This is a genomic window from Methanobrevibacter sp. (genome assembly GCF_030539555.1).
GTDB lineage: Archaea > Methanobacteriota > Methanobacteria > Methanobacteriales > Methanobacteriaceae > Methanocatella.
Genome location: NZ_JAUNXX010000029.1, coordinates 592 through 19,185 on the forward strand (window position 1 = coordinate 592; position 18,594 = coordinate 19,185).

Below are 18,594 nucleotides of genomic sequence, written 5' to 3' on the forward strand. Positions count from 1 at the left end.
GCGGGTTAACCTAAATCCATTGGGTTCCGCCGCTATGGCAACTACCAGTTTTCCAATAAATAGGCAGTTAACTACTGATTTACTGGGATTCGATGCATATCTGGAAAACTCTATGGATGGAGTTTCAGCACGTGACTTTATTACAGAAACAGTCTTTGATTTAGTATCTTTGTCATCAACTCTGGCGAAAATGTGTGAAGAGTTGGTATTGTGGAGCACTTATGAGTTCGGTGTTATTGAAATGGCTGATGAATATTCATCAACTTCTTCTATTATGCCTCAAAAGAAAAATCCTGATGTGGCTGAACTTGCAAGGGGTAAAACCAGCATAGCTACAGGTGAATTAATCACTATTATGACAATTCTTAAAGCTATTCCGTATACCTACAATAGGGATTTGCAAGAAATCACTCCTCATTTGTGGAATGCTGTTAAAGTTACTCAGGATACATTGTCTATTGTTACAAAGATGATGCTTTCAGTTGAATTTAAAGTGGATAGGTGTGCAGAGCTTGCGGGTAAGAACTTTGCAACTGCAACAGATTTGGCGGATATTATGGTTCGTGAAAAACAAATTCCATTCAGAACTGCACATAAAATTGTTGGAAGAATTGTTAACGAAGCTACTGCCAGTGATATGGCTGAAGAGGATATCACTTCTAAGTTCATTGATGATATTGCAGTTGATTTGGGTTTTGATGAGTTAAACCTTGCTGATGATTTGATTCAAAGAGCTTTGAATCCTGCTGAAAATGTTAAAATCAGAGCTGTTCCTGGAGGACCTGCTCCGGAAATGGTTGAAATTGCTCGTGATAATATTAAAGTTTTCTTAAATGATGAATTTGAAAAGCATGGGATTTAATTCAATCCTATATTTTTTTCACCGAAAATTAATTTAGGTATACCTAAAATTTTATATATGTTTATGCCAAATATAATAATTGATGATATAATCATTGATTGTTGAAGCATGTTGTTGTGAAAAGAATATTTGTAGAAAACTTATTGATGTTTCTCAGGAAACTCAATAAGTGGGCTCAGCTTCTATTAATATTCTTCACAACACGTGAAATCTTATTTTAAAAAAAGTTCATTCTGAATCTTGATTATTTTTGGATTCTAAGTAATTTTCATGAATTTCATCGGCTAAATCTTGATTTCCTTCAATGATGGGTCCTGTGTAATCACAATCATAGCAAACCCACTGTGACCAATTTTGTGGAATAATCCATTTCACATTTCTAGACCCGCATCGGGGGCAAATTTTATGCATCATATTATCTACTCTTTATTTTTTGCTATTAAAGTTTTGGTAACTATTTGGTTTTGTAAAAGCTCCAAATCAAGTCGAGTGCTTCACCCGGTTCAAGTGCACCTGAACGGGTTTCTCTTAAAATTCTTTGTATTGAAAATTTTTTCATGTATGGGAATTTTTTATGAATTTCATATAATAGGGGACAGCCGAATCCTTTAAACTCTTTTAAATTATAGTTTCTGATTAAGGATTTAATCTCTTGTTTGCCAACACTTAAACTTGCTGGAAGGTTCAATCGATATAATGAATCGTCCTGCAGATTAATACATTGACTTCCGGTTGCAAGCATATCACCATATATAATTACAGGTATCTCTTCATTTTTTGCATATTGCATTATAATTTCTGACGTGTTTTTTGAACACCTTCCGCACGGATGGAGTTTACCTGTAAAGGACTCTTCAATGACCTCTGTATAATCCGTTTCAATGTAAGCATGCTTAACATCCAGGGATTCTGTCAGAGCCTTAATATTGTTCTTAAATTGTTTCGGCAAGATTATAGTTCCCGGATCAACAGTAATGGCAATTGGATTGAAACCTAACTTTTTAGCCAAAATAAGTGAAAAACTGCTGTCCACACCGCCTGAAAGTGCAACAACCGCTTCGGTATTTTCAGATTCTTTGAACTCATTTTCATTAAAGTATTTCTCAAAGTTAAAACTATAAATGTTGTCAAGCTTGGTTTCAATAATTTTCTTCAGGTTTTCCAGCCCGGTCAAATCCAAATCCACATTATCAATTGTTTTTTTGGATAATCTTAATTTATATTCTTTATTCAAAAAGTCACCATAAGATTCAACGTGAATGCTTTCAAGGCCTAATTTCTCTTTAAGTTTTCCAACTACCCATCCTCCTTTTCCAATAATGGCTGATTTGTCAGGACGGTCTTCGGTAATAATCCATAACTCATTGTTGTCAAGGTAAATTTCCTCGATAAAAATGTTCACTTTTTCATGACCGATTTCATTTCTTATGGTATTAATCTCATTTAAAATGAATTCTTTCGTATACATTTAACTCATATCTTTTGTAATGCTGATGTTTTCACGGGAATACAATTTCGGATTTTCTATAATTTCCAAGGCTATTTTTTCAACTGATTCTACTGTAGAAAAATATCCTTTGGGTGTTTCACCTTTTGAGGTTATGATATAGTCATCTTCTTCACCATATCTTAAAAATCCTGGTCTTAAAATAGTATAGTCTAACTGGCTATCTTCTATGGTATCCACTGCATTTCTGTTTGGAATCTGCTTAGGTTCATTATCTACATTGAATTCAGCGCCGTTACCTTCTGCAAGTTCATTGTGAATTCCGACAACGCCCATAAAAATCAATCTTTTAGGATTAATCTCAACTAAGTTGCGGGCAATGACCGGCAAGTCAGATCCTGAAATTGCTGAATAAACGATGTCCTGATTTTTCAGGGCATTTTTCAATTCTTTTAAGTTAGTTGCATCAATGCTTTTTGCCGTTACTCTGTGGCTATCTTCAAAAATGTTTCCTGCAGATTTTGAAATAACAGTTAACTGATAATTTGGATTTGCAAGTAATTTTGCTGTAAATAATCTTCCGAAGTTTCCGGTTGCACCAAGTATTGCAATATTCATTATCTCACCTATTATATTATTCTTTTTTTTAGTTTAATTAAAATTTTTGCATTGGATTATGATTATGGGGATGCATAAGCAATTTAAGTAATAGTTTTTTTTTGGCTTAATGGGAGTATGTTCTCCCTAAACTTTTTTAATTTCAAATTACATAATAATTTCAAATAGTTTTTTAGGAATTTTTAATATGGACTACAGAAAGTTAGGAAATACTGGTGTTGAAGTATCTGAAATTGCATTTGGTGCAGAATTCTTAGTTGAAAGACCATATGAAGATGCGGAAGAGTTAATACGAGCTTGTGAAGAAAACGGAATCAATTTTGTAGATTGCTGGATGAGCGAACCTGATGTGAGGTCTCATTTGGGCAGGGCTATTAAGGATAATCGTAAAAATTGGGTGATTCAGGGCCACATAGGTTCAACATGGCAAAATGGACAATATGTACGAACCCGTGATATGGATAAGGTAATTCCAGCTTTTGAAGACTTCATGGAAAGATTCCAAATAGATACATTGGATTTTGGAATGATTCATTATGTTGACCAACTAGAGGATTACAATGAGATAATGAACGGTCCATTTATCGAATATGTCCGAAAACTGAAGAGTGAGGGAACAATATCCCACATAGGATTGAGTACTCATAATCCGGATATCGGACTTTTAGCAGCTGAAAATCCTGAAATAGAGCTGTTGATGTTTTCCATCAATCCTGCATTTGACATGTTCGGTTCGATGAGTGATATTGAAGAGTACCGGCGAGAAGATGCTTATGACAATGAACTGTCAAGCATCAATCCTCAAAGGGATGAACTATATAGTTTATGTGAAGAAAATGGGACTGCTTTAACTGTAATGAAAGGATTTGCTGGTGGAAACTTGCTGGATGATGAAACTTCTCCATTCGGTGTTGCCTTAACTCCTGTTCAATGCATCCATTATGCACTGGAACAGAAAGGTGTTTCAAGTATTTTTGTTGGGGTTAAGACAGTCGATGAATTAATGGAATCTTTAAAATATTGTGATGCAAGCGAATCTGAAAGAGATTATGTAGAAACCTTAAAAAAAGCTCCAAAGCATTCATTTGAAGGACAATGCACATATTGCGGACATTGCCAGCCATGCTCTTCAGGAATAGACATTGCGATGGTAAATAAATTATTTGACCTCGCAAAAAACCATGATGAAGTGCCGGTTGGTGTGCAGGAACATTATAATAACTTAAAATTTAATGCAACTGAATGTATTGCATGTGGAGAATGCGAACCGAGATGTCCATTCAATGTTCACATTGTTGATGTGATGTTGGATGCTCAGGATTTATTTGGATTTTAAATATGGGTATCTATAAATATATTATGTGATTATTATGGCTTATGAAATTAAAAACAAAAAGAATATATCCACTATTGGTGTGCATGCGGGTCAAGAAGAGGTTGATGAAACCGGATCAAGAGTTACTCCAATCTATCAGACTACATCCTATGTATTCGAATCATCTCAACAGGCCGCAAATAGGTTCGCCCTTAAAGAAGGTGGAAACATATATACAAGACTCACAAATCCCACTACTGAGGCATTTGAAAAGAGAATGGCAGCTATTGAAGGAGGAACTGCAGCTTATGCAACAGCTTCTGGAATGGCAGCTATCTTTTATGCAATCATCAATCTAACTAAAGTTGGGGACAATATTGTATCTGCAGATAATTTGTATGGCGGAACATATGAACTGTTTGAAAACACGCTCGAAGAGTTGGGGCGCACTGTCACTTTTGTGGACTCCCAGTCTCCGGATGAGTTTGAAAATGCAATTGATGAGAAAACTCGTGCAATTTATGTTGAATCTATAGGAAATCCTAAATTAGATATTCCTGATTTTGATAAATTGGCTGATATTGCACACTCTCATGGAATCCCATTGATAGCTGACAATACTGTCGGAATCGGATCAGTAAGGCCATTTGACCATGGTGCAGATATTATCGCATCATCTGCAACCAAATACATTGGAGGCCATGGAACCACCCTCGGAGGAATTGTCATTGAAAAGGGTGATTTTGATTGGATGAACGGAAAATTCCCAACACTTTCTGAACCTGATGAAACATATAATGGATTAATTTTTGCAGAAACCTTTAAAGAATCTGCTTTCACAACAAGAATTAGAACAGTCGTTGGAAGAGATACCGGTGCGGTTCCATCTCCTTTCGGTTCATTTTTACTTTTGCAGGGTCTTGAAACATTAGGATTAAGAATAGAAAGACATGCTTCAAATGCAATGGCTGTAGCAGAACATTTGGAAGCTCACCCTAAAGTTGCTTGGGTAACTTATTCAGGGCTTGAAAGCTCCCCAAACCATGAAGTTGCTAAAAAATATGCTGAAAAGGGGTATGGTGGAATTGTTTCTTTTGGTCTTAAGGCAGGATATGACGGTGCTTTAAAATTCATTGAAAGTGTGGAGTTAATCTCATTTTTAGCTAATATAGGTGATGCCAAATCATTGGTTACACACCCTGCATCAACTACACATTCCCAACTGTCCGAAGAACAGCAGTTGTCTACTGGTGTCACCCCGGATTTAATCAGATTTTCCGTGGGTATCGAAGATATAGAAGATATATTGGCTGATGTTGATCAGGCATTGGATAAGATATAGCTCTTTTCCATTTTTTCTTTTTTTTAATATAAATGAATTTCTTTATATGACTTAAATATTTTTTATAATAAACTTTTATATGTAAGATAATTATTCTTATATTGTATTTAAAACATTAAATGAGAATTTGGTTTCTTTTTAATGTATAGTATATTGAGGATAATGTATTTTATATTGCTATTGGAGTACGTTTGAAAATTTAAATTTTAAGGTTATTTTCGAAGGTATTCATCAATCGAGGGATTTTATTATAAAAGGAGTTTTGGCTATGGAAAAGAGAACTAAAATAATAATTGGTGTTGTAGTTGCTATTCTTGTAATTTTAGTTGCAGGATTCTTGTTCCTAAGCAATGCTAATGTGACATTGCAGGGTAACGAAGCTGCTGTTACTCTTCCGGGTAATTATACTTTAGATGATAAGGGTATTGCAACTGCAGGAAATACTAGTGTTATGTTTACTGGGATAATGTCTGGCAGTGGAGGCAGTGAAGCTAATTTCTACAAGGCTGTTTCTCAAAATGGTAAAGAGGCAGGGTATAAAAATATATCCAAATCTGATATAAACGGATACAAAGTTTATGAATTTGCCGCATATCCGGATAAACTTAAAAATGTTTCAACCGATGAGGTAGCTACCGATGATGGTGGTACCAGCTGGTGGACTTTTGAACCATATTTCCCATGGGGTTCAGAGAAAGGAATTGACCACTACAGAATGTTAACCTATGTAAAAGATGGAAATGTGAATTATCTATCATTCTTCACTAAAGATCCTAATACTAGTTTATACACTTCTGAGATAGACAATATTATTAATAGTATTGGCCCAATCGAACAGTAAACTGCTAATGATGATTTTTAGAATATTTTTCTAAAAATCCTTTTTTTTTATTTTCACTTCTTTTTCGATATTGATAATGTAATCTATTTTTTTCATTGGAATAAAGTTGTTGCTTTATGTGACTTATATAGTAATTTATTAAAATTTATTAATATTGATGCAATTTCATATTTTAATATGTAAAATATTTTTTTCTATGAAATAATGCTTTATTAGGTTATATAAGTCATATATATTTTTTAAAAGGTTAATTAAATGATTGTCATTAATTAATTGTATTTTGAAAAATTTTACTTAACAATTGGAGTTTGAGATATGGGAGATAAAAATCATAGCTATGTTACTGAAATAATTGGTCGGGAAAATCAAAAAGTTTTATCTTCTAAATTGGCTTCAATAAATAATGAGGTTAGATTTTCTATTTTAAAGATTTTAAGGGACTATCAAAGGGTTCATAATTATAAAACCAAAGAACCATTGTACTCCCGTGAAATTAATCTGATGTTGGCTAATTATAATATTAACATTACTCCTCAAATGTTAGGTCAGCATTTAAAAATTCTGGTCGAAGCTGGAATCCTGAAGGAAGTTGTTGTTAAAAAGGAGATTCCCAATAAAGTTGGGAAGCGTAATGTTAAAGCATATGTTCTAAAGGAGGATGCATTCGAAGATCTCTTTTTGGATATTAATTTCTTCGTTGAGGAACTTGTTACCTTCTTTGATTTATATGATATTAACAGCAAGCTCAACAACAAGAAGTGTTGCACGATGACAATATTCAATGGTAAGGATAAAGGCAAAACTTATAGGATAAACAAAAACGATTGTGCGGTTATTGGAAGAAGGGGTAATGGTGATTTGAGCGATATAAAAAGCCGTAAAATTATTTTGGACAATAGTTATAATACTGTTTCAAATATCTTAAAACCTCATCTAAAATTATTCTATGAAAATGATGGCTGGTATGTTCTGGATGAGTCAAGCTCTAATGGAACCTATGTTGGAGATAATCTAATTCCTTTTGGTATTAAAACTAAATTGATTAATAACTCTTTTTTAAAATTATCTAAAGGCAATGGAGGAGCTGTTTTTTACTGTTCTTTCTAAACATTATTTTCATGTGATTTGCAATGATTGCTCCGGAAGTCGTAGATATTGTTGAAGAATATTTTCATGGTAAATATAAGGTTGAGCAATTTTTGGAATCAAGTGAATTTGCCGAGATATATATTGTAAGACATGTTTTTTTAGATGACTTGAGGGTTATGAAAATTATTAAGGAGCCCTTTGATATCAATTCAAATTTGAATTTCCTTTTATATGGTGCTAGACTTGCATGCAAGTTAAAGCATGAGAATATTATTGATATTAACGATGCTGGGATTATCCCGGCAGGTGATAAAAATGAAAATGACTGGGTTTATTTTATCATGGAATATGTACTTGGTGGGGATTTAACTCCTTACATGATGTCTTTTAAGGAGTCTAATATTTTAATGCCTATTTTTTGGGGTTTAAGCTTAATCAAGCAAATTTTGTTAGGATTGAATAAATTACATTCGTCCCAGCCGCCCATTGTGCATAATGATTTAAAACCAAGTAATATCCTGTTAAGCTTTAATTCGGAATACCGTATCGTCGTTAAAATATCTGATTTCGGATTTTCAAGAGAGATTAATTCTAATATGGATAATCATATTATTGTTGGAACACGACAGTACATGGCTCCCGAATGTTTTAAAAATAAGTATTATCCTTCAACTGATATTTATGCCTTAGGTGTGGTTTTTTATATTTTATTAACTAATCATTTTCCCTATGATATGGATAGATTTAACCTGGCTGAAATAATAGATGGCAAACCCTGGAAATCTCATTTAATTCCTCCAAGTAATTATAATAATAATGTTTCACCACTTATAGATGAAATTGTTAGTAAATGTTTGCAGGCTGATTATAATAATAGATTTTTAAATGCCGGTGAACTTTTAACTGAAATAGAAAAATGTTTTAGGAAATCATACCTTCATCTAAATGAAAATGATTATGGGATGAACAATGCTATGAAAAAAGCTTTCAGATTGGCAAAATATGAAAATAATTTTTCTGAAGCTAAAGTTATTCTTAAAGATTATGATATGGGGGAAATTTTTGAAAAGGTCATGAATTTTGATAAGGAACAGAATTCATTTTTATCACAGACCATAAAATTGAAAACATCTCATAATATTAAATCTAAAGAAGATGATTTTTTAGAAGAGCAAAAAAAATAAATAAAGAAGAAATCAAAGATTTCTTCAATTCAAACAGCCATTAACCCAATTAATAAAGTTGTCTGTGGAATCGCCAGTTCTTTCAGCTTGGGTATGTCCTTGACCCCAGACTGTTGAGAATTCAACATTTTGCGAGTCAACTTTTTGATTAACTGCTAAATAAAGATTAACATCAACGCATTGTGATGTGTCTCCCTGTTCAATACCGGTATTTATTCTCCAATATTTAGCAACATCACTGCTTCCGGAACCGTCATAGTAATCGCATAAATAATACATTGGATTGTACATGTTTACACGGGTTTTCATTGTGTTATTTAAGCTGTCATTTTTGGATAGATCATTTTGATATTCTGTTGCGTAATTTGATGAATAGTCACTATATTTGGAGTATTTATCACTATTGTTTGCAAGTAAGCCAGCTAATATTTCATCAAAGTGTGATGAGCTGTTTCCATCAATACCAAATAATCCGTTTTCAGCTTGTGATCGGTTTAAATCATCAAATGCTGCTACTGACTTGGAAGGGGATTTGCAATGTTTCACAAATGCTTCCAAACTTGTAATTTTTGCAGTGTTTGTACTTTCGTCATAGGTAATCCAGGTATCATTTGAATTTAATGATGCAATGTAGTCTTTTGCTGTTTGATAAGTGGTATTGTCTGAGCTTTCACCGCTTTCAGTTGGCATACTTCCGGAATTGGTTGGTGATTCACCGGTTGGCATTTCTCCTGAAGGTAAACTTTCACTATCACTTGGAGTTTCTCCTGTAGGCATTTCTCCTGAAGGTGTTCCTCCCATTCCACTTGCACTTGGAGTATATGGGAAAGTAGTATCGTTTAAGAAGTTATTCAATGAATCTTCAGTTGTTTTAATCATATAATCATAATATGAACCGGAAGCATAAACTCCAGAATCACTTTCCTGTAAAGTCAATGTATTTCCATTCGGATCTTTAAGGCCTAATTCATTAATGTATTCCGCATATTCTGCTGATAAATCATTACTTAATTCAGAAGAAAATGTTCCATTTGACCTTGCATATTGGCCCATATTCCATTCATAGGCTTCATCGGCAGTGTCTAAATTTGTAATAGGGCACCAACACATTGCACCATAAACAGCATTGGATATTGCGTTTCCATTTTTATCAACAATTGCCGCTCCGATGCTTTCCAGATATGGTGTGTATAATTCACTGTTTCCGCTAGCACCCATTATTGCTGACTGGGCACCTCCTCCACTGTGTCCAAAGGTAAAGACTTTCTCTTTATCTCCTGGCAAAACATCACCATTGAATCTGTAATAACTTATGGCAGATTTTAAATCGGTAACTCCGTCGGGAGCTTCAGCATTGTCTCTTCCTCTACAACCAGCATCCAAATAAATTAATCCTGAATCTGTATAATCTTTAACTACATTTGCATTAAAGCTGGTTGGTGCTGCACAGGATGAATAACCTGGTGTATTTACAGGCATTACAATCGGTGCGGAACCTGCACTGTAATTTCCAATTTTATTGTTGTCATTTATTTTACATGAATAGGTTCCGTTGGAATTTTTTGTCCCGTCAAAGTATTTTCCGGGAACATAAATGCCGCAGGATTCATAGGATATGTTTTCGGGATTAGTACAGTAAATTAATCCAATTTGGTAGTAAATGTCATTTGTTTCATCATAACTCCAGTTATCCATATTAATCGACAATTTTTCGGAAAGTGCCGTTGCATTATATGATTCCCCATCACCGGTCAGGTGATTATTTCCGAAAAATGCATAGGTACATCCAATTATTAATATGAGAATAACACAAATTATGATAATTTTGTGTATTTTTTTCATAATTTCACCTATATTTATTTACTTTTGTTTTATGTTTATATTTTCATTAAATATTAATAATTGTATTTTCAGAAATAATAAACGGTGTTAAAAGTGGGAACTGTTTATATCTATATCATGCAGTTAGTTGTCGAAATTGTTATTTTTCTTATTTTAGTTGGTATTGGAAGATTTATTTACAGTAAATTTAATAATGGTCCAAATATGCTATCAAAGTTTAATGAATCTTTCCCCGAAGAAGAAATACATACTTTAAGACAATCATTTTTCTTGATAATGATGTCATTAGCGTTTATAAATATATTGTATTCGTTGATATCCAGTAGTGGTGATTTAATCTATTTTGTAATATTTGATGTTCTTTTTTCATTATTTGTTGCGATTACATTGGTTGATGGAAGTTCATTAAACGGCAAAATTATGATATTATTGATGGTGCCTTTTGGTTCTTTAAATTATTTGTTATTCGGACTCAGTTTGGCGGGACTGGTCGATATTGTTCATGTTTTAGCATTTATATATATTATAAAAATTTATTATGGTAAATTTAAGGAATATACAAAGTCAAATGGTTTGGGAATAGCTATAGTTGTATTGTTTTCACTGATATTTATTAGTTTTCTGTTTACTCAAGTTGCTGAAAATGTAAACCCATTGGATGCTTTGGTGATGGTTTCCAATGCATTTACAAGTAATGGGTATGCTGTTTTGGGCAGCACTATTGCAGGTAAGCTTAATTCTATTGTTTTGGTATGGGGAGGTTACATTTTATCTGGCGTAGGTACTGCGACTTTGACTGCAGCTATTTTAACAAAACACTTTAACAACAGGTTTGAGGAATTGGAAGAATTAATCAAAAATAACAATGATTGAATAAAAAAATATTGGTTTTATTGCTGGTTTTTTAAGAAAAGCAATTAATAATTGTTTTTCCATAATATTTTCAATGTTTTTATTGTTTTTAAATAATTTTAGACATTTTTTGGTTGCAGATATCAATGCCGATGTGCTTGTGGGACTTGCTTTTGTATTTCTATGTGGTATCTGGTTAAGTTTTGGGCGTGGTATTGGTGCGGTGCAAATTCGTCAATCTCAGGACATGTTGGTTCGGCCAATTGAAAATGCAAATAATGAGTTATTCTCTCATTTATTTTAACATTTGATGTATTGCTCATATTTTTAATTGTTGGAATATTCTTTTAGATAATAGGATTGTATTGTTTGGATCATCATCAGTTAGTACATGGGGTATGCAGTGTAACTAAATTGTAAAAAAGTAATTTCAAAACCAAATTCACTTATTAAATTTCCAAATTTGTCTGTGAATGTTAATGGATAGAAATCTTTTTATATTAAAAAAAATTAAAGCATTAGCAAAGTAATTTTGTGGGGGATACTCATGAAAAAAGAAGATGAAGATATAAAAGTCAACAGAAGAAAGACTGATAAGGTTTATTTTGAATCCACTTTTATTCAGCAAATTTCTGATGGTATTGATTTCTTGAGAGATGAAAGTAAAGAAATACTGAGTGAATTGGACTTGAACGGAATTGATGAATTTGATTTGGAGGAGTTCAGTAAAGACACCATTGACCAAATTGACGACATTGTTGATGACATGTCCAAATTCAAATCTGAAATCATTAACTCAGAGGATTTCCCCTCCGAGATTAAAAAACAATACAGAAATGCTCAAATGTTTTTGAACAGGGATGAGGATTACATCAGTAGAGCTAAACGTAAATTAGATAAATTAGAATCTGAGGATAAAATAGATTTCTATAAAACAAATGTTAGAGTTATTGAGCTTTGTGACAAAGCATCCAAAGTCAACAAATCCAATTTCGATGCATATTATCTTAAAGGAGTGGCTTTAGTAAATCTGGAAGAATATGATGATGGAATTGAAGAATTCATCAATGCTTTATCAATAAAAGATGATGTTGAAGTTTGGCTAGCTATTGCAAATGCAAACAGGCTTAATTATGAGTTTGAAGATGCAATAAGTGTTTATGATAAAGTATTGGACATCAAAGAAGATTCATACGATGCATTAAAAGGAAAAGCGTATACTTACTTTGACTGGGAAAACTATGAAAAATCTAATGAATTCTTTGAAAAAGCAAATTCCAAAGTTTATCTGGATGAGGAATCCATGAAAACTTGGGGTGAATGTTTGGAAAAATTAAATTGAACCTATTCAATTTAATTTCTTTTTTTTTTAAATACTATTTTTCCTGTTTAATGATGCAGTAATAATATTTATATATAAAAAAATCTAAAGGTACCTTTAGAAAATTAAAAAAATAAAAGCAGGAAAATCATGAATCTAACTAAAACACTGAAAACTATAGGAAAACTGTTAAGTCCTTTAAAAAAGAGTATAATTCCTCTTTTTCTCATTGTTGCATTCCTATTGGTTGATGTATACTGCAATCTGACTTTGCCCACATACACTGCAGATATAGTGGACGTAGGTATACAAAACACGGACTTTAACTACATAATATATGTAGGAACCATGATGATGGCCATGGTCTTGATAGGGGTTCTGGCTACAATAGGCCTTTCATACTTCTCAAGTAAGGTATCAGCAGCATATGGAAGAGACTTAAGGAAAATAAGCTATGACAAGATTTTAAAATTTTCAAATTTTGAGTTAAATAAGATATCCAGGGCATCCCTTATTACACGTAACACAAATGATGTATATCAGATACAGATTTTTTTAGGATTATTCTTTACAACAATACTATTTGCACCGATATTGGGTATAGGAAGCATAATCAAGGCCTTGGAACTTGGAACCAATCTTTTATGGATTATTGGAGTGACATTCGCCGCAGTAGCCATACCTTTTGTCATAATATTTGTAAGCGTTGTACCTTACTTTAACAGAATGCAGGAATTGACTGACAAAATCAATCAAACTTCAAGAGAAATACTTATGGGCATTCCCGTTATTAAAGCATTCGTAAGGCAAAACTATGAAGAAAAAAGATTTGAAACAACAAATGAAGACTTTAGACTAGTAAACCTAAGAGTCTTTAGAGTACTCTTGATTTTAATGCCTGCAATGACTTTATTGTTAAATCTGATGATTGTTCTTATTCTATACTTTGGAGCATATGATGCAATTAGAGGGGAAATATTAACCGGAACAATAATAGCATTTATCCAATATGCCACACAGATTGTAATGGCATTTTTAATGATGGGGGGATTTCTGGTAATGGTTCCAAGAATTCTAGTATCCGGCAGGCGTGTCGCTGAAGTTATAAACATGGAAATATCAATCAGTGATGGACCAATCGATAAAATAGATGATGATCCGGTCATTGAATTTAGGGATGTGACTTACATCTATCCCGGAAGCGAAAAGGAAATATTGAAAAATATCAATTTCAAACTGGAAAAGGGAAAAAACACTGCAATAATCGGAGGAACCGGAAGCGGAAAATCCACAATTCTAAACTTAATCCCCCGTCTTCAGGATGTAAGCAATGGGGAAATCCTGATTAATGGTAGAAACATCAGGGATTATAAATTGTCTGTTCTTAGGCAGAGGATTTCCTATGCCCCTCAAAAGGCAATTCTTTTTGAAGGAACAATAAGGTCAAACATGCTGATAGGCAAGGAGGATGCAAGCGATGAAGAGATTAGAAAGGCACTGGCAATGGCGGAAGTCGATTTCATAGAAAGTTTGGATGATGAGGTTTTACAAGGAGCATCCAATTTCTCAGGTGGACAGAAGCAGCGTCTTCAGCTGGCAAGGTCAGTAATTTCTAAACGTGACTTTTACCTTTTTGATGACTGTTTTTCAGCACTAGACATGAATACAGAATCAAAAGTGAAGGAAAACATTAAAACTCTAAAGGAAGATTCATCAATGCTCATCATCTCACAAAGGATTTCAACAATTATGGATGCTGATGAGATAATAGTACTTGATGAAGGAGAGATAATAGACAAAGGCAGTCATGATTACCTTAATGAAAACTGCAATATTTATAGGGAAATTGTATCATCTCAAATAGAACAGTCTAATGACTTGTTATATGATGATGAGGAATCTTCCAATTTCATCATTGATGCTGATTATATAAAAAAGACTGCAGGAGGAAAATAATATGGCAAGAAAACCAAGAAGAGCACCTCCTGAAAAACCGGCAAATACCCGGCAGTCCATAAAAAACATATCCAGTCTTTTAGTTGGATATAAGTTTAAATTAAGTTTAACAGTTATTTGTGGAATCATATCAACAGTATTTTCAGTAATCAGTCCTCTTTTAATAGGTTTTGCCACAACGGCAATATTTGATGGTATAAACTCTGGAAATATGAATCTGGAATATATACTCAATCTGCTGATTACAGTTGTAATATTATATGTTGTAAGTGCGGTTTTCTCATATCTTCAAAGCTATCTGTTGCTTGACATAACAACAGATATAAGCTATAACCTAAGAAAGGATTTAATTGAAAAAATCACACATCTGTCAATGGGGGATTTGGATAAGAATACTAGAGGAGACATCCTTTCAAGAATCACAAACGATGTGGATTCATTGCAGTCAGGTATCGTACAAACATTTAACCAGCTGCTGACAGGTGTCGTTACAATTATCGGCGTTACAGTAATGATGCTGTCCATTAACTTATGGATGACACTCATTACAATAATATTGGTTCCAATTGCATTTTTCATTATAATTAAAGTTACCAAATTCTCACAGGATTACTATTTGAAACAATTAGAATATAGGGGCAGGCTGAATGGACAAATTGAAGAGTCGTTTACAGGTCATGAAATCATCCGTTCATTCAACCAGGAAGATGAGTCCATGAATATTTTTGAAGAGGAAAATGAAAACTGGTATGAACAGGAATGGAAATCCAAGTTCTTTTCAAGTCTGTCAGGGCCTTTTGTCCATTTCATTTCCAATCTGCAATATGTAATCATATCAGTTCTTGGAGCTGTGCTGGTACTTCAAAATGCAATAAGTGTCGGGGACATCTTGGCATTTATCCAATACTCTAAAAACTTTACAACTCCGATCGAACAGGTAACAAGAATCATGAATATGATACAAACTGCAATGGCGGCAAGCGAGAGAATATTTGATTTCCTGGAAATAAACGCTGAAGAAAATCCATTCAAAGAGCAAATTAAAGGAATAAATGAAGAAATCACCTTTGAAAATGTTAATTTTGGCTACTCTGAAGATGAATTGGTGATAAAGGACTTGTCATTTAAAGTTAAAAAAGGTGAAAAAATAGCTATTGTAGGTGAAACCGGAGCAGGCAAAACCACTATTGTAAAATTGCTCATGAGGTTCTATGACCTGAATGGCGGTGAAATAAAAATCGATGGTGTGAACATCAACAGATATGACAAGCACAGCATCAGATCGCTTGTAGGAATGGTGCTTCAGGATACATGGCTATTCAATGACACTATCTTTAACAATATTCGCTATGGAAAACTGGATGCAAGTGATGAAGAAGTTATAGCTGCTTCAAAAGAAGCACATGCAGACAATTTCATCATGCAAAACCCTGAAGGATACGAAATGATGCTGAATGAGGATGCAGACAACATTTCCCATGGTCAAAAGCAGCTTTTGACAATTGCAAGAACAATCCTTTCTAACAAGCAAATATTGGTTCTTGATGAGGCTACTTCATCAGTTGATACAAGAACAGAAAAGCTAATTCAAAAAGCCATGGACAGATTAATGAAAGACAGAACAAGTTTCATCATAGCCCATAGGCTTTCAACAGTCAGGGATGCGGATAAGATAATCGTAATTGATGATGGACGTATTATTGAGCATGGTACTCATGAAGAATTGCTCGAACAGAAAGGATACTATTACAATACCTTGAACAGTCAGAATAGGAGTGTTTCATATGAATGATGCTGATGAAATGAATAATCATTTGCTGTTCTATAAATTCTCCATGATTAATGAAATTCTGGACCAGAGAAATAAAAAGCAGAACCCAGAAATGAAAAGCATTACAAAGGGTCAAGGCAGATTGATTGTTTTTTTAAAGCGAAAGGACAAGATATCCACTAGGGAATTATCTGAAATATTGAATATCAGTGTCACTTCTCTCAATGAGACTCTGAACAAATTGGAACAGAAAAACTTCATCAGAAAAGTTCCTTCAAAAAAGGACAAAAGGGTTCTTCTTGTTGAACTGACAGAAGAAGGAAGGGGCATTGAATTTAAAGATCATAAGGACATTGACATTTTCGATTCATTAAGCAAGGAAGAAAAGGAAAACCTGAACGATTATCTGAACAGATTAATATTGAATATCCATGATAAGTTCAGGAAAGAGGAACCTGAAAAGTATGAAAAAATCATTAAAAATAGAAAGGAGATTTTTGAAAGATACTTTAAGGATGATAAGCATCATGAAGAATGGGTTAAATTAATAACTTGCAAATGAAATTGGGAAAACGTGTTGGAATCGCTTCTAACCTGCAATTAATAGTTGTTTAAACTTTTGATACAATTCAGTTTAGAACACTTTTTTTGCTGATTTTCTCCATTTCTTGAATCGTTTCCATGGGCATTGACAAGTTCATATACTCGTTGAAATGAAATGTTTTGATTTTTTTGCATGCAAAGTCAATTAAACTTAAAATTGACTTTGGATTATCGAGTTCAGCTTGTTTGAATGTAAAGTTGCTGATTTCATGGCATGTTGATTTCGGTGGTGGTTAAAATTGATTTTGAAAAAATCCCTTATTGTCGGAAATATGTTATTGCGATTTTATTTATTTTTTAAATTCCGAACGATTGAACATTTTTTAGAATATTAAGTTGTTGTACTGTTTATTTTTAACAATTTTTTTTATATTTTTAAGTTCACTGAAATACTTCTAAAAACTGTAACATTTAAATATTACTTCGACAAAGTTAGATTAGGAATTTAATGAGGTGAATAAAAATGCGAAAAATTACTATAGCTATCTTAGCTTTAATCGTAATCGCCATGCTAATCCCCGTCGGATTTTCAGGCGAAGTAAATTCCGTTGTTGTAACTTATGGTGAGGCAACTCACACAGATTCAAATTATAAAGCAAACGTTGATAATTTCTTTAAAAATCAAGCAAACGTTGATTTAAACAATGCAGAATCAAAAATTATATCTGCAGATGAAGTGAATCAAATATCAACTGGTATAACTGGTAAAACTTACACATCAGATCAAATATTGTCATCAGCACTCTTGGATTTAAATGACAATGACAATCTTGAAGTAAGCGTAGACAAATCAAAAATCACTACAATTACTGGGGATATGTATATTTCAGCTTTAAAATCAGCTGGAATCACTGCAGGTCATGTATATGTAACAAGTCCAGTAGAAGCTACAGGAGAATCTGCTCTTGCGGGAATAATGAATTCCTATGAAGCAGCTACTGATGTTGAAATTCCTGAAAGCGTAAAAGAAGCCGCTTCAGATGAAATATACACACAAGCAGAAATCGTAGATAACTCCGGTGTTGATGCTGACAAATTATCTAAACTGGTAGATGATGTAAAACAAGAGGTTTCAAGTGATAATGTTACAGATCATGACACAATCGTTAATATAATCAATAATCATGTTCAAAACAATAATGTCAACATCACAAATACAGATATTGAAAACTTGGCAGATTCCATTGAACAAGTGCAAAATGTTCAAGGTGATGTAAACTATTATAAAGAACAAGTTTCAGGATTATTTAATGAGACTGGAAATAGTGGATTTTCTTTAGATAGTATTTTTGATATGATTAAATCCTTTATTAACGGAATTTAATCATTCTTTTCTTTTTTTTATTTGAACTTATTAGTTTTTAAACCTTTTTCTTTAATCGATTTATATATATTTAATATAAAGTATGTATATTGATAGGAATGAGGTGAAAACATTTGAAATACTTTAAATCCAATAATCTATTAAAATTTTCTATGATTTTTGTTCTTCTGATGGTATGTATGGGATCAGTATGCGCATCAGATAATAATGTTTCTTCATTGAGCAAT

The 18,594-nt window shown here is 33.1% G+C and carries 17 protein-coding genes; 13 read left to right on the top strand and 4 right to left on the bottom strand.

The genetic code is table 11. The features are described 5' to 3' along the window. Positions 1-862, top strand: an 862-nt coding sequence (gene argH, locus Q4Q55_RS06480) for an argininosuccinate lyase (protein ID WP_303372008.1), incomplete at its 5' end; no start/stop codon positions are given. A gap of 228 nt (positions 863-1,090) precedes the next feature. Here argH and Q4Q55_RS06485 read toward each other — a convergent pair. Genes Q4Q55_RS06485 through Q4Q55_RS06495 form a run of 3 tightly spaced genes read right to left on the bottom strand, consistent with a single transcriptional unit; the run spans position 1,091 to position 2,927 of the window. Then, positions 1,091-1,276, bottom strand: a complete 186-nt coding sequence (locus Q4Q55_RS06485; protein WP_303372009.1) for a hypothetical protein — start codon at positions 1,274-1,276, stop codon at positions 1,091-1,093. Between the two features lie 40 nt (positions 1,277-1,316). Further along, the gene (locus tag Q4Q55_RS06490; RefSeq protein WP_303372010.1) at positions 1,317-2,330 is read right to left on the bottom strand and encodes a 7-cyano-7-deazaguanine synthase; all 1,014 of its coding nucleotides are present in this window, start codon (positions 2,328-2,330) and stop codon (positions 1,317-1,319) included. Then, positions 2,331-2,927: an NAD(P)H-binding protein gene (locus Q4Q55_RS06495; protein WP_303372011.1), complete on the bottom strand. Its 597-nt coding sequence runs from the start codon at positions 2,925-2,927 to the stop codon at positions 2,331-2,333. It lies immediately after the preceding gene. Between the two features lie 187 nt (positions 2,928-3,114). Here Q4Q55_RS06495 and Q4Q55_RS06500 point away from each other — a divergent pair, with 187 nt between their 5' ends. From Q4Q55_RS06500 to Q4Q55_RS06520, 5 genes are all read left to right on the top strand, one after another. Continuing rightward, positions 3,115-4,263: an aldo/keto reductase gene (locus tag Q4Q55_RS06500; RefSeq protein ID WP_303372012.1), complete on the top strand. Its 1,149-nt coding sequence runs from the start codon at positions 3,115-3,117 to the stop codon at positions 4,261-4,263. 34 nt (positions 4,264-4,297) lie between these two features. Beyond that, entirely contained in the window at positions 4,298-5,584 is a 1,287-nt protein-coding gene (locus Q4Q55_RS06505; RefSeq protein ID WP_303372013.1) for an O-acetylhomoserine aminocarboxypropyltransferase/cysteine synthase family protein, read from the top strand. Between the two features lie 268 nt (positions 5,585-5,852). Continuing rightward, complete coding sequence (locus Q4Q55_RS06510) at positions 5,853-6,425, top strand: hypothetical protein (protein WP_303372014.1); 573 nt, start codon at positions 5,853-5,855, stop codon at positions 6,423-6,425. A gap of 315 nt (positions 6,426-6,740) precedes the next feature. Beyond that, positions 6,741-7,532: an FHA domain-containing protein gene (locus Q4Q55_RS06515; protein ID WP_303372015.1), complete on the top strand. Its 792-nt coding sequence runs from the start codon at positions 6,741-6,743 to the stop codon at positions 7,530-7,532. A 23-nt stretch (positions 7,533-7,555) separates the two neighbouring features. After that, positions 7,556-8,698, top strand: a complete 1,143-nt coding sequence (locus Q4Q55_RS06520) for a serine/threonine-protein kinase (protein ID WP_303372016.1) — start codon at positions 7,556-7,558, stop codon at positions 8,696-8,698. A 24-nt stretch (positions 8,699-8,722) separates the two neighbouring features. On the opposite strand, the gene Q4Q55_RS06525 is transcribed toward Q4Q55_RS06520, so the two are convergent. Then, on the bottom strand, positions 8,723-10,540 hold the full coding sequence (locus Q4Q55_RS06525; RefSeq protein ID WP_303372017.1) for a subtype A tannase: 1,818 nt from the start codon (positions 10,538-10,540) through the stop codon (positions 8,723-8,725). Between the two features lie 93 nt (positions 10,541-10,633). On the opposite strand from Q4Q55_RS06525, the gene Q4Q55_RS06530 reads away from it, so the two are divergent. From Q4Q55_RS06530 to Q4Q55_RS06560, 7 genes are all read left to right on the top strand, one after another. Next, on the top strand, positions 10,634-11,413 hold the full coding sequence (locus Q4Q55_RS06530) for a hypothetical protein (RefSeq protein WP_303372018.1): 780 nt from the start codon (positions 10,634-10,636) through the stop codon (positions 11,411-11,413). A gap of 73 nt (positions 11,414-11,486) precedes the next feature. Continuing rightward, complete coding sequence (locus Q4Q55_RS06535; protein ID WP_303372019.1) at positions 11,487-11,696, top strand: hypothetical protein; 210 nt, start codon at positions 11,487-11,489, stop codon at positions 11,694-11,696. Positions 11,697-11,939: 243 nt separating this feature from the next. Then, entirely contained in the window at positions 11,940-12,734 is a 795-nt protein-coding gene (locus Q4Q55_RS06540) for a tetratricopeptide repeat protein (RefSeq protein ID WP_303372020.1), read from the top strand. 129 nt (positions 12,735-12,863) lie between these two features. Beyond that, positions 12,864-14,669: an ABC transporter ATP-binding protein gene (locus tag Q4Q55_RS06545; protein WP_303372021.1), complete on the top strand. Its 1,806-nt coding sequence runs from the start codon at positions 12,864-12,866 to the stop codon at positions 14,667-14,669. A 1-nt stretch (position 14,670) separates the two neighbouring features. Further along, a complete protein-coding gene (locus tag Q4Q55_RS06550) occupies positions 14,671-16,461 on the top strand; it encodes an ABC transporter ATP-binding protein (protein WP_303372022.1) in 1,791 nt (596 codons plus the stop codon). After that, the gene (locus Q4Q55_RS06555; RefSeq protein WP_303372023.1) at positions 16,454-17,002 is read left to right on the top strand and encodes a MarR family winged helix-turn-helix transcriptional regulator; all 549 of its coding nucleotides are present in this window, start codon (positions 16,454-16,456) and stop codon (positions 17,000-17,002) included. Before Q4Q55_RS06550 ends, Q4Q55_RS06555 begins: the two co-directional genes overlap by 8 nt. A gap of 504 nt (positions 17,003-17,506) precedes the next feature. After that, positions 17,507-18,367, top strand: a complete 861-nt coding sequence (locus Q4Q55_RS06560; RefSeq protein ID WP_303372024.1) for a DUF1002 domain-containing protein — start codon at positions 17,507-17,509, stop codon at positions 18,365-18,367. Positions 18,368-18,594: the final 227 nt, after the last annotated feature.